Source organism: Dyella nitratireducens (assembly GCF_014642835.1).
In the GTDB taxonomy this organism is placed as follows: Bacteria; Pseudomonadota; Gammaproteobacteria; order Xanthomonadales; family Rhodanobacteraceae; genus Dyella_B; species Dyella_B nitratireducens.
Genome location: NZ_BMJA01000003.1, coordinates 172,063 through 186,803, shown reverse-complemented (window position 1 = coordinate 186,803; position 14,741 = coordinate 172,063). Strand labels below are relative to the sequence as shown.

Genomic DNA, 14,741 nt, shown 5'->3' with positions numbered 1-14,741 from the left:
CCATGCACTTCTTCATGGACTCGGTGCCGGCGTTTCCTGGCGCACGACGTCGAAACGCAATCCCGACCAGCCCGGACCTTTGCCTGGACCTGATTTGCGAGCAAGCCACACGAGCGTATTTCCGCTGGCCGATCGTGCGCGGCGAAAATAACGATCGGCGAGTACGCCCGATCGCGGCACCACATGATCGAGCAGGAAGAACGGCTGGCCGGGATCGAGCAACTCCGCGCGCCCGGTGACGGTGTACGGTCCGCTGGTGGTGGGAATGACCATCGTGCCGCGGCGCAGGTACAAAGCACCATTGGGGCCTTGCTCGGGCACCATCGGAATCCAATTGTTCGGTGCGGGGATTTCCAGCGTGTAGTAGATCTGCGGACCATCTGCCGTTGCCTGCGGCGGCGGGGGCACGGGATTGGACTGCAGCCATCGCACATAAGCCTCCTGGCCATCGACTGCTGCATCGAGATCGCCTTGCAGCTGATTTTCGACCGCCCACGCCATCGCTGCCATGTCGTCGCGCAGGAATTGCACTTCCTCGATCGCGTCGGCTTCCTCGACGACGCCAAGCGTGGAAGCGAGCACGATGAAATCGGATCGCACGCCGTTGCCGGATAGCTTGAACATCGACCACGGCGCTTCGCCGGCATTGACGGTGGTGTCTTCCGAAGGACGAATCAGCGTGCGTATGCCGAACGTATCGGTCACCACCAAGGTCGCGATGCGGCTCAAGTCGCCTTGCCCGGCAGGTACCGGCACGGAGAACCAATCGTTGCCGTAAATCAGCGCGAACTCCATCACCAGCAGCTTGGCCAGGTCGACCTGTTCGGCATTGAGCTGGCCGAAATCCGTCACGCTATCTTCGAACGTCCACCAGCGCGGGTCGTGCACGCCGCGGAACGTCACGTGGTTGGGGAGGAAATTCAACGTAAACGGCGTGATCTGCGCGGGGTTGGAAGACGCCAGCGGATTATTCGCGTCGGGTATCAGCGCGAACGAATACCAGTCCAGATGGCCGCCTGGAAAAGCGGGGGCATTCAACAGCAGGCTGCGGCCCGGCGCCGGCGATCCCAGCGCAAAGCTGTAATCCAGTTGCGTGTCTTGCCATGCCGCATCCGATTGGGGTTCGGAGAACAAGCTCTGGCGATACGCCACGAAGCTCGCGAGCACCGCGGGCATCCCCGGATCGCTGGCCGCTGCGGGGAGAGGAATGGCCGGCGTCTGGCCGGCGGCCACGGCGAGCGCCGACGCGTATAGCGCTTCGCCGTCGGTGACGCGGCCCGCCATCAAGGCGCGAAAACGTACGGCGTCGACCGGCGCATAAGTCGGGTCGGGTACGTTCGGTGAAATGGGAAACGCTAGTCGAAACGCCGCAATGATCGCGTCGGCGCCGACGATGCCGCTCTGCTGCACCAGCGATTCGAAATAAAACCCGAGTTGCACCGACCCACGCAATTTCAGCGCCACGCTTTCGCGTTCCACATGCACTTCCAGCGGCAGGCTGGCATCCAGCGCCATCGTCGTGCTCGCGTTCGAACCGGGCTGATACGTGGTGACGGTCTGCGTCTCGCCCGCCATGGTGGCTTGCACGGGCGAGCCGGCGTCGGCGCCGAGAAATTCGCCGACTTGCCACTGGCGCGCCAACATCCACAGCGGATCGCGCACTTGCGCCTGCAGGCTGCGCGTCATCGATGCATCGCGTGGCTGGGGTTCCAGCCGCGTCCACGTCGTGACGGATGGCTTTGCCATCATTCGCCGGATCGCTGCGTCAAGCTGCATGGATAGGCACCTCGATCGGCACGAAGCGAGTTGAAATGGTGGCGCCCTGCAAATTCAATGCGAAATACAGGGCAGGCAGAATTTGCCCAGCGGTGGTGACGCTGGCGAGATCGACCGTGCGAATCTTCGCCAGTTGCAAGGTTTCAGACAGCACTGCCTGCAGCATGGCGTCGTCCCAGTTTTCCTGCTGGGTGGGGCAGAGCGCGAGCAGAATGGCGTTGGGCGCTCGCGCGACCGGTTCTTCGAAATGGAAGGCGACGTAAGAGGCGCCCTGCGAACCAGGAATGCGCTCCAGCCACTGCTCGACCATCAGGCCGGCGTATGCGTTAGCCGTGGTGGGATCGCCGTGAGTGAGGCAGGCGAAAGCGATGCGCCCCTTGGGCGGTGGGTTGGACGGATCGATCGGCAGCGCAAGCCAGGTGTCGGGCGTGGCGGCGGGCGGCGGCATTTGTCCCAACAGCAGCGACGGCGGATAAAGCGCGCCACCCAGCAAGGCCTGCGCCGCGCTCAAGGCCATATCCATGCGGGATATGCCCTCATGCGTATACGTGAGCTGTCTTAGCCAACGCGTGGGCGCCTGTGCGTCGCTGGAAACCAGCGAAGCGGATTGCTGGAAGGCCGTTTGCAAGTCGGATAGATCAGGTGGTGCGAATTTGGGAAGCACCAGGAAATCGTTTCCGAAAATCGTATTGAACATGCCGAGCAGATCGGCGATGGATGCCGTGGCAATGGTCACTTTCGATGCTTGCGTCAATCGCGCCTGCAACACGCCTGCGACGCTTGTCTGCTGTGGCGCCAGCGTGGGGTCCGCACCGCTGGTGCTGTTGGGAATCGATCCCGTCACGTTGTAGAAACTGCATGTATACAATGCGGCGCGCATGGCGTCGGGTGTCGTGGCGGTGTTGAGCGCATTGAGATCGGAAGTAAGGCTGTTGATGAGGTTCTGCGCGCGTGTCTGCAGTTCGGCCAGATCGGGAGTGCCTGCGGCAGTCGAGGCATCCGTGTTCTGGGTAGCGAAATCCTGTGGTGCGAGCGCGCGGCAGGAGCCGATGAACGTGCGCAAGGTCTGCGCGAGATAGAGCACATCGGGAAAGCCGGTGGAGCCGGCGGGCAGCCCGGTCGTATCGAATACGATCTGCAGCTGCTGCGCGCCGGCAGGCACCGGGGCGGCGTAGATGATGCGGTTTTCCAGTTCAGAGCGTTGCGGCGTCTGCGCCGCATTGGACAGTGCAAGCACATCGAGCGGGCCGACTTTCAGGTCGCTCAAGGCCAGCACCAGCGAACCCGGATTGCCGCCCGAATCCTTATACGTCACCTGGCAACGTACGTGGGAGGGATCCGGCAGCAACGTGCTGAGCCACGCATTGAGCAGGGGCTCGGCGGCGGCGCGCGGATGTTGCGGCACGCTGCTCCATGCGGCGGCGATGGTCGAATCGATCAGTATCGCGGCGACGCGGTGCGTGAAGTCGATGCCGCCGGCCGGCGTGTCGACGACATCCGGGTCTGCCGGACGAGAGCCACGCGAGATCGCATCCATCAAGCCGCCGCCGCGGCCCGGATTGCCGCGCACGACTTGAAACACCGCTTCGGCCATCGACACATCGCCGAGCGCACTCGACGCATCGTCCAGCATCTGCAAGATCGTGATCACGGCGTTTTGATCGGCGCCCGGCGGAGGCAAACCGGTGCCCCAATTGCCGCCGGCAGGCAAGCTCCCCGCATCCCACGCCGTACGCAAGGCAAGCCCGTCCACGACGTTGGATGCGGCCACCGACTCGGCCGGCGCGCTCGATGGCGTGAGCTTGCTGCCGACCACCGGATAAGCATTGCGGAACGGCTGGATATATTTTTGCAGGCCGAGACTGCTCAAGCTGTCTTCGAACAGGTAACCGTAGAGTGCGTTGAGGCTCTGTCCTTCTTGCACGCCGCGCAAAAGCGTGAGTGCGCGCTGGACGCGTTCCGAAGAGAAGTCCATCGACAGCAAGCTTTCCTCGGCCGTGCTCTTGTGCGTCATGTAGCCGTTGCGCAACACCGCGGCGACGGCTGCCTGCGTCGCGGATGGCGCGTAAATGTAGCCGCCGTTGTCGCTCAACGGCTGGACGGGTACCGGCAGTGTTCCGATGCCTGGATATTGTTTCAACCGCGCACCGTCGAGCGCCTGCACAGCTTGCAACTCGCTGCCCACCACCGGTTCGCGCCGGGCTTCGGGTTGAACGTTTTCGACCCAGCCGTAGCAACCCAATCCGAAGGTGTTGTTCTGGCCCGCGCGCAACCGGTTGAACATGGCGTTGGCGATGCCGGTGGCCCACACGTCGAGGCGATGACTGCAGGCGTCGAGTGTCTCGGTCAGCAGTCGATCCAGTTCCGCGGAAGGAAGCGCGGCGAGGCGTGACAGACTGTTGCGAAAATCGTTGAGCTGCGCATACGGCGATGCGATCGGGAAATTCACGTTGAGCAGATACTCCGCCCAGCTCACATGGGGATTGGGAATGGAGGGCCGTGCGAGCAGCTGCCACGGCGTCAAGCTCGTGGTGGCCGGCTGCATCGCAACCAGTTCGGTTTCGTGGAGTTGCACGGTGCCGAGTCTTCCCGCGTTCACTTCTTCATTGCCCGCGAGATTGGCGTATTCCATCAGCACGGATTGACGGAGGATTTTGTAGAGCAGCGACGTCGGTGTGGTGCCCGGGTAATTTTCGGCCTGGATATCGGACACGCTCGCCGTCTGCAACCATTGGATGTAGTTGCCTTTTTGTCCGCCGCCGAGATTGGCATCCGCCGTGATCGGGTCGGTTTCGGAAAGCGGCGCGGTCTGCACGGTGGAAAAATTCACCGGAAAACTGTTTTCGTCCAGGCCGAACCCGATCAGGCGCGGATTCATGCTGGTGTAGCCGTACTGGTCGAGAAGCGCGCGTGCAGGCAATTGCAGATCTTCCCACCACTGTCCCTGGAACAAGGCGGGAACACCGAGGAAATTGAGGAAATTCCACAAGAACGTATCGCCCAGCACGGGCCGGCCGCGAAAATTCATGGAGCTCGCATCCATGCCGAGCAACGACATCAGATTCTGATCCGGATCGCCGCCTTGCTGCATATGCGGCGCGCCGGCCGAACTGGCGAGCCAGGTGGGCCACAGTTTGCGTACGAAATCCAGCAAGGCAGGCTCGACGTTGCCTGCCTTATCGCTGTCGGGCCGATAGTGGAACAGCGAGGTGACCGGCAGAACACCGTACGGCGTCGTGCCGGTGCGAAACGTGGGAGCCGGGCCGCGCGGACGCACGTTGGCGATCACATATTCGCGTGCCTGCTCGATCACCTCGGACGTAAAGACGTCCGCCATCATCTGGCCGAGAAAGTAGCACAGCGTCGCCGGCCACAAGGCGCGCAGCATGTCGCTGGCGTTGAGTTCGCCGGTTTCGTCCGCGTATCGAATGTGATCGAAGGTGGACAAGGGCGTGCCCGTGAGCATGCTGAACGCGGCGGCATCCGCGTTGGGATTGCCGGTCAGTGGAGCTTGCCGCTCCGTGGCGAAGCTGATGTCGTCATCGGGATCTTTGCGGCTGTACGCGGAGCTCGCATCGGGTGTGTTGTTGGTCGGCGAACCCTGCGGCACAAACGCCAGTCCGTCCGTGTAGTGATGGGCGTTGAGCAGATTCGTCCAGGTCTGCGACGGATTCGTGTCGTCGATGCGCAGGCCGTAGACGAAAATCTGATCGAAGCCGGCCGCGCGCTGTTCGCGCGTCAGCGGAATCTTCAAGGCCATGCCCGCTGCGACGGCCGTGTCGAAATCGACCATCCACTGCAAGCCTTGATCGACCACCGAGCCTGCAGGGAAACCGGTTCCATTGGGTGTCAGGCTGACGTTGAGCGGCGAGGCGATGGTGCTGCCGCGATAGATGCTCGTTTGGGTGCCTGATACGAGCACGACGGTCCACGCATCCGGCAAGGCATCTGCCACGGCCGGCTGTTCCCACGAACTCGCGCGAAGGGTTGGCGTCGGAAATACCGGAGCAGGTACGGGCGTCGAGCCGGCCGGCGTGGCGGCAACCGGTTGCGCGCTCACATTGGTAGGTGTTGTTTGCAGCGCGATCCATGCGGCACGCTGCGGCTGATACGTCGAGGCCAGCATTCGCCACGGTGCTTTGGCATCGTCGGGATTGGCGGGTGGATTTCCCGCCTGCCACACGGCGTTCCAATAAGCCTGGCCGTCGGCGAGTTCCTGCGCGGTCAGTGCCGTCTCGAATGCATCCACGGCGATCTGGTCGGGAAAAATGCGCACCCACAGTTCGGAGCTGCTGCGATCCTGATTCTGTCCATCGACGAACCGTGTCTGGATGTGGACCGGTAGCAGTAACAGCGGGGTGGCGGCGCTGATCGCACTCGGTGGCCCGACCGCTATCGGCCGACCTGGCTGAATGGGTGTTACCGGACGCACCGGATTAACCGGTGGTGTCGGCGAAGCGGGTGTCGGAGGAAGGCCTGGCGTATTCATGTGGGCAACATCAGGTCGGCATGAATCAACACGCGGAATGGCATGCGCAGCAAGATGTAAGCGGTCTGCGCGGCATCCACGCCCCATTTGTTCTTCGCATCGTCGGAGCCCGACGTAATCGCCACGTTGGAAGGATTGGCGTTCGCGGAAATGAAATCGGGCAACTGCGCGGCGCCCAGCACCAGCGAGAACAGACGCGACGCCCGGCGCCATGGACTGTTTTGCAAGATGTTCGATTCGCTCCAGTTGGCGGTAGGAAGCGCGACGACAGGCGAACCACCGCCCGCAGCGAATTGCGTCCAGGCAAGGTCGGCCCATTGCGTCACCGGATCATTGTCGGCATTCGGCTCCAGGCCGAAACGCGGTTCGGACGGCTGTTCCTGGAAAACGAAGAAGAATCCGTCGGGTGACGCGGTGGTGCCGCCGCGGGCGTCCGCGGCGGTGAGGTTGAAACCGAGGAAGGTCATGTCCGGTGTAAGCGTTCCGCGGAACAACGGATAGCGCTCGTCGGTATCGTCCAGCACGAGCTGACCCTTTGCGTTGCGCTTGGCCTTGCCGGCGTAGACGATGGCATTCGGGTACCGCTTGAACAGCTCGCTGCGCACCATCAGCACCAGGTTGTTCTGCACGATGTCGGTGCGATTGGGATGATCGCCGAGCGGAACGCTCAGCGGCCAGGTGTTGATCGGCGGGATATCCTTCAGTTCCTCGGCCAGTTGCGTGGGATCGGTGGGATCGCTCGGCAGCGGCACATAAGCACTTACATCCCAGAATTGGCGGAAATAGCTGCCGCGCTGATCGGTGGGATAGCCATTCCAGAGCAGTTGGCGCGACATTTCGTGGTTCAGGCCCACCATGTACGCTTCGATGAAGCGATGATTGGTTTGCAGCAAGCCGACACTGTTCGGCGGAATCTGGTCGACACCCGGCAGCAGGTACAACTCGGAAAGATCGCGCAACGGCACGTACATCGGCTGGGGAAATTGCGGCGCCGCCATGATCGGTTCGAGCGGATCCAGCGGCAGCCAGTTCAGCGATTGCGACAGGGTAATCAGCGATTGCACGCGCCTGGGCACCGTGGTGATCGGATCGATGCGCGTGATGATCGTGCTCGAAAGCGTGGGAATATCCAGCGGTGGCAACGGTGCCGAGTCCGTGGGCAACGATTGGAAATAGGAAAACAGATCGCCGGTTCCCGTGCGGAATCCTGCTGCTTGTGGTGAATCGGGGCCGCTCGTTGCGCCGGGCGAAGCGGGCGTGCCTGCCGTCGTAATCTGGAATCCCGGTCGCGGTACCACCGCGTTGACTGCCGCGAGTGTGAAACCGGAGAACTGCAGTGACGTGGCCGGCGACGGGGTTGGCGTCGGTGTGGGAGTCGGTGTTGGAGTTGGTGTGGGCGTAGGTGTTGGCGTCGGGCTTGACGATGTGCCGGACGCGTTTGCCCACATCACGATCGCGCCGATACCGATGATCGCAATCAGCAATCCCAGCCACCATCCCACCGTCAGCGCGGCGATCAGTGCCAACGCCAGCACCAGGATCAACAACACGATCAGCAGCCATGTAGGCAATGTCGGTGTGGGCGTTGGTGTTGGTGTCGGTGTGGGAGTCGGAGTGGGAGTCGGAGTGGGCGTTGGTGTAGGCGTAGGGGTGGGTGCCGGTGTGGGCGACGATGCCTCGCTGGTGACCTGATCGATCGACACCAGGCCACCCGGTGGCGATGGCGGCGGAACGATGGCGATCGCACCGCTGCTGACCTTGCTGAGCAAGGCCGGCGCGCCAGGCTGTGCCAGTTTCAAGCGCCACGGCAACCGCGCGATACGCCGGAAAGCACCCGACAGCATGCGCTCAGGTACGCGGCTCGCGCGAATGGCAGCGGTGATCGTCGTGGGGCTGGCCAGCAAGCGTGAGTGCAAGGGCGCCGTGAAGTGCATGACCGTTTCGGGTTGCGCGGCGACAAAACGAGCGCGGTAGATCTGCTGCATGGCGGCGCGCGCAAGCTGCGCCTGGATCAGCATTTGGTTCGCCTGCAGAATGCCGGCCACTTGTTGCCACGCCGACGCCATCAACTGCGTCCGCTCCTGCTGCACGATCTGCGTGCCCATGCCTGCGGCCGTGCGATTGCGTGGGTCCAGGCTCAGATCATTGACCCAGCCTGCAACCGTCATATCCACGCTTTGCACCGCTGCCTGCCAGCGGCCGTAAATCGGCGGCACGACCGTGGGGTCCGCCGCATTCGGGTGCGCAGGATCGTCCGTCGAAGGCGCCGTCTGGTTGATCAGTGCCTGCACGTCCGCCTGAAACGCTTGCTTGGCAGGGTTGTTCCACGGCGTCGGCTGCGTGCCGACACTTTCAATCGCGCCTTCGAGGCCGAGCGGCGTTCCGGCCGATGCGATGCCCGGATCTGGCTGGCTCACATCCATGGGGCGCGTTCCCACCGTGTCGGGAAGAACCGTGGGGGTCAACGCGCGCACCAGCGATTCGAAATCGCCGGCATCGCTGGTGCTGAACGTGTAGCTGTAATAGTAGGGAAGGCGTAGCGGCGATGGCGTGCGCGATGTCCAAGCCGGATCGGAACTGTTGATGCCACTGACGTTGCCGCCGTTCAAGCCTGCTTGCACGCCGTTGTGGAATGCCGGCACCAGAAATGCGGTGTATGAGGTTTCAGGATCGAGCCGGCGCGGACAAACCAGGCGAGAGATCGCGTTGCCCGGCGCGTTTGCGAGCGTGTCGGTCAACGTATCGGTGCCGGAGACTTGCACATGCGCCCAGTTCCAGGACTCGACCAGATCCTGCAGCGCCGCGATGTTGGCGATGTCGACCGCGGGCAGGGGATTGGGCGCGATGGAAGGTAGCGAAAATTCGGAATTTTTCAGCACGATCAGTGCGATCCATGGATGCAGGCGATCGCCGTTCGGTGCCGCGGGCGTGAACAGCCATGGGAAATCCGGCGTGTCGAATTCGATGCTGGACAGATAGTTCGGTTCGAAGTTGACGGTGAACGGACGGGGCTCAGTGCGTATCACGTAACGAGGATCGACGCCGATGACATCGCCCGGACCATAGATGTCGACATCGACCTCCGGTGCTTCGACCGGATTGGGCGCCGTTCCACCCTGTACTTGAAGTGCAATCTGCACCTTCAGCGTCGCGCGGTCCGGCAGCGAACCCGCATCGACATTCGCGATGCTCGTGCTGATGCCACGCCGCGCCCAGGCAAGAAACTGATATTGGCCGAGAGAAGGCGCAGGGCTCGGGCTCATGCGGCCACCTCGTACAACGGCTGGATTTGCAGGTTGGATGATTCTTCCGGGTGCGCGGTGAGGTAACTGTCGAGCGCCGCCTGTGCTTGGTAGAACGTCGAGCCCGTGCTGGAAACGATGTCCGTGCGCATGCTCAGATCCATGACACTGGTCACCACGTACGACGCATCCTGCACGCCGATGGACGGTTCATTGGCCGCCGCGCTGTATTTGCCCAGTCCAGTGTGCTTGGCTGGCGAATTGAAGCCGGCTCCCTGATTGCACAGGGCCAGGTGGATATGCGCCGGCATCTGATATACGCCGTTGAATCGCGAAAGGCTTTCCGCTGCATCGACGTAATACTCGTCATAGGTGACGGTGCGAGCGCTGTTGTGTCCGCTAAGCACCGTCGAAGAGCCGATGGTGACACCCGCATCGAAAGACTCGAAGCTGGGTTTCGAAAGCTTGTCGGCATCGCTCAGGGTCAGGAACTGCCCGGGGGCGAAATAGTCGGTAATCGTCTGGATGGTTTCGTTCTGCGCGTTGAGCGACACGCTGCCGATCGAAAACTCCGTTCCGTCGGATGGCGCGGCGTTGCCGTAGCGGGTAATCGCCAGATCCAGCGGCACGACCGTTTCCTTGACCGTGAGCGTACCCATCGGATGGACCAGCAAGGTCTGGCTGCCGCTTGCAGGTTTGGTCAGCGTGACCGTAGGCCCGGTGCCGGAGGGGAGGGCGGCGCTCCAGCTCGATGGCGCTTGCAAAGCCTTGAACAGATCGGGCAGCACGGGTTGTTGCGGAATGGTTGCCTGCGTGCTGCTGCCCCAGGTGAGATCGATCGATGCGCTCACCGTGAAGAACAGCAGGGTAATGGATGCATCGCCATGGAAATGCCATGGCGTAGGCCCGGAGATCAGGCCGTTGACACTGAGCCCGAGCAAGGTGACGCCTTCGAATGCGACGTCGAACGAGGCAGAGAAATCAAACTCGAACGAGAACGGCGAAATGATGACCAGCAGATCGAAGCCGAGATATCCCTGCACGCTGAACCCGGCTGCCTCGGCATAAGCCTGGACATTGGCACCGAACTGGATCGAGTTGGAGGTGATGGCGAAATAGCTGTTGCAACTGATGCACGGGTTGTTGCCCACGCCGATGCTGACCGACATGCGGTGCATGTTGGCGGGCACGTTGAGTCCGTCGGTATTGAAGTGCGGGTTGAACCCGCCCAGGGAAAAAACCATGTTCGGATTCGAGCCCCAGGCCAGGCGGAACGCCAGGTCGCCGGACATCGAATAAATCAGCAGCGATGAGTCGTACAGCGAGCCGTCGATCGACAAGGTCTCCGCGCCGAAATCGATCACGCCGAGCACGGCGATGTGCAGTTGGAGCAGCGCTTCGTCTTCGGTGGGAAGGCCGGCATCGATCAAGCCGAGAATCACGATGCGCACCGGATCGGGTACTTCCAGCAGCACACCGACATCGAGCGAGACCAGCGTCGGCGTGCCCCAGCCAATGGTGAGCATGGGGCCGAACAGATAGCGTCCCTCGGCGACGGGGAAGAAATTGCTGATGTCGCTGATGATCTGTGGTGCGTTGGCGATCGGGTCCGGCGGCGCCAATACCATGTCGAGCGTGTGCGCACGAAAGCCCGCCTGCAGTGCATCGATCGCCATCGTGCGGTTGATGCCGCCGACGCCGCCGACGCCGTCGAGCGTGAAACCGAAGCCGAGCTGGATTGGCGGCAAGTCGAAGGTGATCACCAGAATCAGCGAAAACCCGCTCGATCCATCCGGCATGATGGTGTCGAGCACGCCGATCACGGTGACCTGCACGATGTCGACCAGCGACACTTGCAGCACGCCGGCGTACTGGCCTTTCTTGGGATCGAACGTGATGTAGCCGCCGCCTGCAGCCAATCCCATATCCAGTTCAAGGCCAAGGCCATTCGGTGGCTTGAACGCCACCTGCAGATCCAGCGGGCCGAGATTGCCGTGGCCGCTCGACGGAAAATCGAAGGTGCCCAGCACGCCGACGCGATCCACGCTGGCTTGCAACGGTCCAAGCGTTACGCCTAGTGCCGCCGACAATTCGAGTGTGAGGTTGCCGTTGTCGATACCGCCGACGACATACACCGTCGGCAAGGTGACGGGACCCAAGGTGAGATGCAGCGGTAAATCGATCTCCAGCTGCGCACCGCCGGTGACGTGCAAACCCGCATCGGGAAGCCAGGTCAGTGCCAGGTCGAAGGTCGCCTGGATCGGCGTTCCGCTGGTGACGCTGGAAAGAAATCCATCCGCGTCAGACATGTCGATGACCAGCTTTCCCCCGCTTATCGATGCCGAAACGAGCGGTGCCGCACTGGCGGAACTTCCATTCCAGGTCACCGCGATACCGGCACCGAATGCCAGCGAATTCGCCTGCAGCACACTGCCACCGGTCTGGCCGATCAACACGATCGGCGTGCCGGGCGTCGACGGCTGCAGTGCGAACTGCGCTTGCAGTTGTCCGCTGACGGTGCCCGACGGCGGTGTCACGGACACTTTTGCCGGTGGCGCGACATGCGCGACAAGATCGGCGGCGAAGTTGCCGCTGCCTGTGATCGTCAACGTCCAGTTGGATGGCGACAGCGTGTTTACCGCGTTGACATTTTGCGCGAGCGACAGCAGCAGTTCCGCTTTTAATCCGGGCGGACTGACGCCCGAGTCAACCTGTAGCTCCGCCCCGAACAGGTCGAGCGTTATCGGCTGTCCGCCGCCCGCGGGTACGAGGGTGGCAGGCAAGCCGATGTAGCCGGCCAATTCCTGCAACTGGCCGAACAGAAACTGGCCGTCGAAGGTGGATGAGCCCCAGCCGTAAAGCGTTTGGAAGTACGTATTGGGTGATTGCAGGAACGTGGCAATGCGGTCGGGGCGCAGGCGGCGAACCTCGTAAGGAGGCTTGGCCGTATTGCCGGTGACGCCCGGTTCCAGGTGACGATCCACCAATCCCGTCATGGCGAGCGTATTGAGCACGCCTGGCGCATACAGTTCGAGTAGAGAGATGCTCGCTGCATCGAACAACGCTGCCGGCAACGCCGATGCAAATGCCGACACGTCGCTTGCGGCGATGCCTGGAAAGGCACTCGCATTCGCACTCAGCGCCTGCCCGACCTTTTCAAGGTTGTCGAGCAGCGTTCCCAGCTTGGCGATCGTATCGGCGCCGCTCGTAATAATGGTCGCCGCGTTGCCGCCGCTGATCGCCGTACCCAGTGCCGTGGCGCTTGTCGACAGGTTGGTCGCGCTGGTCGAAACCGCTTGCAGTGCTGATGCGATAGCGGGTTGCGTGGTAACGCTTGGTGTGAAACGCAAGCCGAGATCTGCGAAAAAATTGTCCACTTGATCGGCGGCAAGCCAGCGTCCCAGCGGCGTCAACGTATCTGCGATGACTTTGACGAGCGATTCAAGCGTGCCTGCGGCGCTCATGACGTATGTTCCTCGTGCGGCGAGGAATGGCTGGTATCGATGCCTGCCGTCAGCAGGAATCCGAGGACCTCCTGGTACGTTCGGCCGCCGAGGCGAAGCGCCATGTCCCGATACTTGCGCATGTTTACGCGTAGTTCGTCGCTCCCCACGCGAATCAACACTTGTTCGATGCGTTCAAGGCAGTCGGTCCAGGTTTGACCTTCGAAGGAAGTGGGCAGAGTACCGAGGCGATCATTCGCCAAATCAAACAGGGAACGGACGATCTTTGGACCATGATTGCGATGCCAGGCTACGAGGAATGGACGGCTGTCCTTCAGCAGTCGCCGAAATTCTTCGCTGTGATGGCCGTATAGACGAACGAATTCCTTTTGCCGTCCAACTGCGGAAAGATCCGTGTAGACACGGGCAAACGCGGGATGCAATTGAGGTTTGCCACCCACGTGATAAACCACTGCAGGCTCATTGGTGGCGATAGTGATGCTGAGTTTGTCCTGCACGTCACCGATATGGGACCCCACCGAGTTCCAGGGAGGAGGTATGTAATGCGGATCGGATTTCGGAAGAATCGGATCGCCTCCCCAGAGCAGTCCAATCACGTAACCGTTGTCGTCGTAGATCGCCGAGCCGGAATCCCCTGGTTTGCTGAAGTAGTCATTGCCGGAGTCTGGCTTGATTTGAAGCTGACCAGACATCGTGTCGGTGGTCGCGTTGATATCGATGATCACACCGCCCTTAAGGCTGGTCGTTGCACCGTATTTGTTGACGTGATACGTGTGGTTTGTGATCTGGTTTTGTACCGACGTCGGAAGATGTGAAAGATTGCTCTGACGAAAATCGAGGATTCCTTTGACGGCAACGCCGTGAATTTGTGCCTGCCAATCGGTTCCGGAGGCAAGGGTGGCGATTGCGGCGTCAACCAGGGGGTCGTTATTGCCTGCCGTCTTGAAGTTGAACGCAACCGTTTTCTGGACGCAGCCGGTAGAGCTTTCCACCAGGACGGGGTCGCCATCCTTGCGTCGCGGCGTTTCGCCATAGAGCACATGGTCGTTCGAGAGCAACACTACCTGCGGTGTGGCACCCGTTGTTCTCGCGAAACAACCGAGCGTACCCGAATCCATGGTGATCGTGCCGGCAGTGGAGGAATCTATGAATTCGATCTCGACGCCGCCGCTGAGCGTGCTGTACTTGACGGCTCTCGCCGATTGAATGACGTCCGTCTTGATGCCGTCGATCGTTTCGGGGATGCGCTCCTCGGCGGGAATCTCTGACAACGGTTTTTTCTGCGTCACCTGAACCCTGATGGCAACTTCACCCGTAGGCAGGCCCGCAGTGACCTTGCCACCAAGCCCAACGGTGTGCACACCCTGCAGCGCAAGCAGGCGGCGCTCGACACGCAGCTTGACTTCAAGAGCCTCGGCGAGCGTCGCCATCCTGGATACCTCTGCCCAACTTTTACCGCACGTGTAAAAGCATTCGCCCAAGCCAAGCTTGGACGCCTATGGCCATCACCCAGTTTCAGCTGCCTACCAAAATTCAGACTCGCGCCGTTGCCCCAAGGCAGCGCATGTCTTAAGCGTTATGAGAAGCAAACCCCGATGTATCGCTTCCGGCACGACAGCACGGTAGGTGCAATGTCTTTGACTCGTCGAGCCGGCGTGAAATTCCAGCAGAAGCACGATTCACAGAATGTCGATGAACAGTAATATGCGCGTTATTCAAACTCGCAAGGACACTTATTGCTCGTTGCCGAAGCACTGATATGAAGTGGAT

At 61.6% G+C, this 14,741-nt stretch carries 5 protein-coding genes; all 5 read right to left on the bottom strand.

Annotated features, from left to right (window positions below; translation table 11 throughout):
• Positions 1 to 12: 12 nt before the first annotated feature.
• From IEX75_RS16910 to IEX75_RS16890, 5 genes are read right to left on the bottom strand one after another with little or no spacing between them, the layout of a single operon-like run.
• Complete coding sequence (locus tag IEX75_RS16910) at positions 13 to 1,776, bottom strand: hypothetical protein (protein WP_188795926.1); 1,764 nt, start codon at positions 1,774 to 1,776, stop codon at positions 13 to 15.
• Positions 1,766 to 6,265, bottom strand: coding sequence for a hypothetical protein (locus tag IEX75_RS16905; RefSeq protein WP_188795924.1), 4,500 nt, complete (start codon positions 6,263 to 6,265; stop codon positions 1,766 to 1,768). Before IEX75_RS16905 ends, IEX75_RS16910 begins: the two co-directional genes overlap by 11 nt.
• Positions 6,262 to 9,528 (bottom strand): hypothetical protein, encoded by a 3,267-nt coding sequence (locus tag IEX75_RS16900; RefSeq protein WP_188795922.1) that lies wholly within the window; start codon positions 9,526 to 9,528, stop codon positions 6,262 to 6,264. Before IEX75_RS16900 ends, IEX75_RS16905 begins: the two co-directional genes overlap by 4 nt.
• Positions 9,525 to 12,971, bottom strand: a complete 3,447-nt coding sequence (locus tag IEX75_RS16895; protein WP_188795920.1) for a DUF6603 domain-containing protein — start codon at positions 12,969 to 12,971, stop codon at positions 9,525 to 9,527. The genes IEX75_RS16900 and IEX75_RS16895 overlap by 4 nt, the downstream gene beginning before the upstream one ends.
• A complete protein-coding gene (locus IEX75_RS16890) occupies positions 12,968 to 14,401 on the bottom strand; it encodes a chymotrypsin family serine protease (RefSeq protein WP_188795918.1) in 1,434 nt (477 codons plus the stop codon). Before IEX75_RS16890 ends, IEX75_RS16895 begins: the two co-directional genes overlap by 4 nt.
• Between the last annotated feature and the right edge of the window lie 340 nt (positions 14,402 to 14,741).

Bases quoted from the DNA above. Each gene is read 5' to 3' on its own strand.
- IEX75_RS16905 (WP_188795924.1), bottom strand. From the start codon at position 6,265: ATGAATACGCCAGGCCTTCCTCCGACACCCGCTTCGCCGACACCACCG.
- IEX75_RS16890 (WP_188795918.1), bottom strand. From the start codon at position 14,401: ATGGCGACGCTCGCCGAGGCTCTTGAAGTCAAGCTGCGTGTCGAGCGC.
- IEX75_RS16895 (WP_188795920.1), bottom strand. From the start codon at position 12,971: ATGAGCGCCGCAGGCACGCTTGAATCGCTCGTCAAAGTCATCGCAGAT.
- IEX75_RS16910 (WP_188795926.1), bottom strand. From the start codon at position 1,776: ATGCAGCTTGACGCAGCGATCCGGCGAATGATGGCAAAGCCATCCGTC.
- IEX75_RS16900 (WP_188795922.1), bottom strand. From the start codon at position 9,528: ATGAGCCCGAGCCCTGCGCCTTCTCTCGGCCAATATCAGTTTCTTGCC.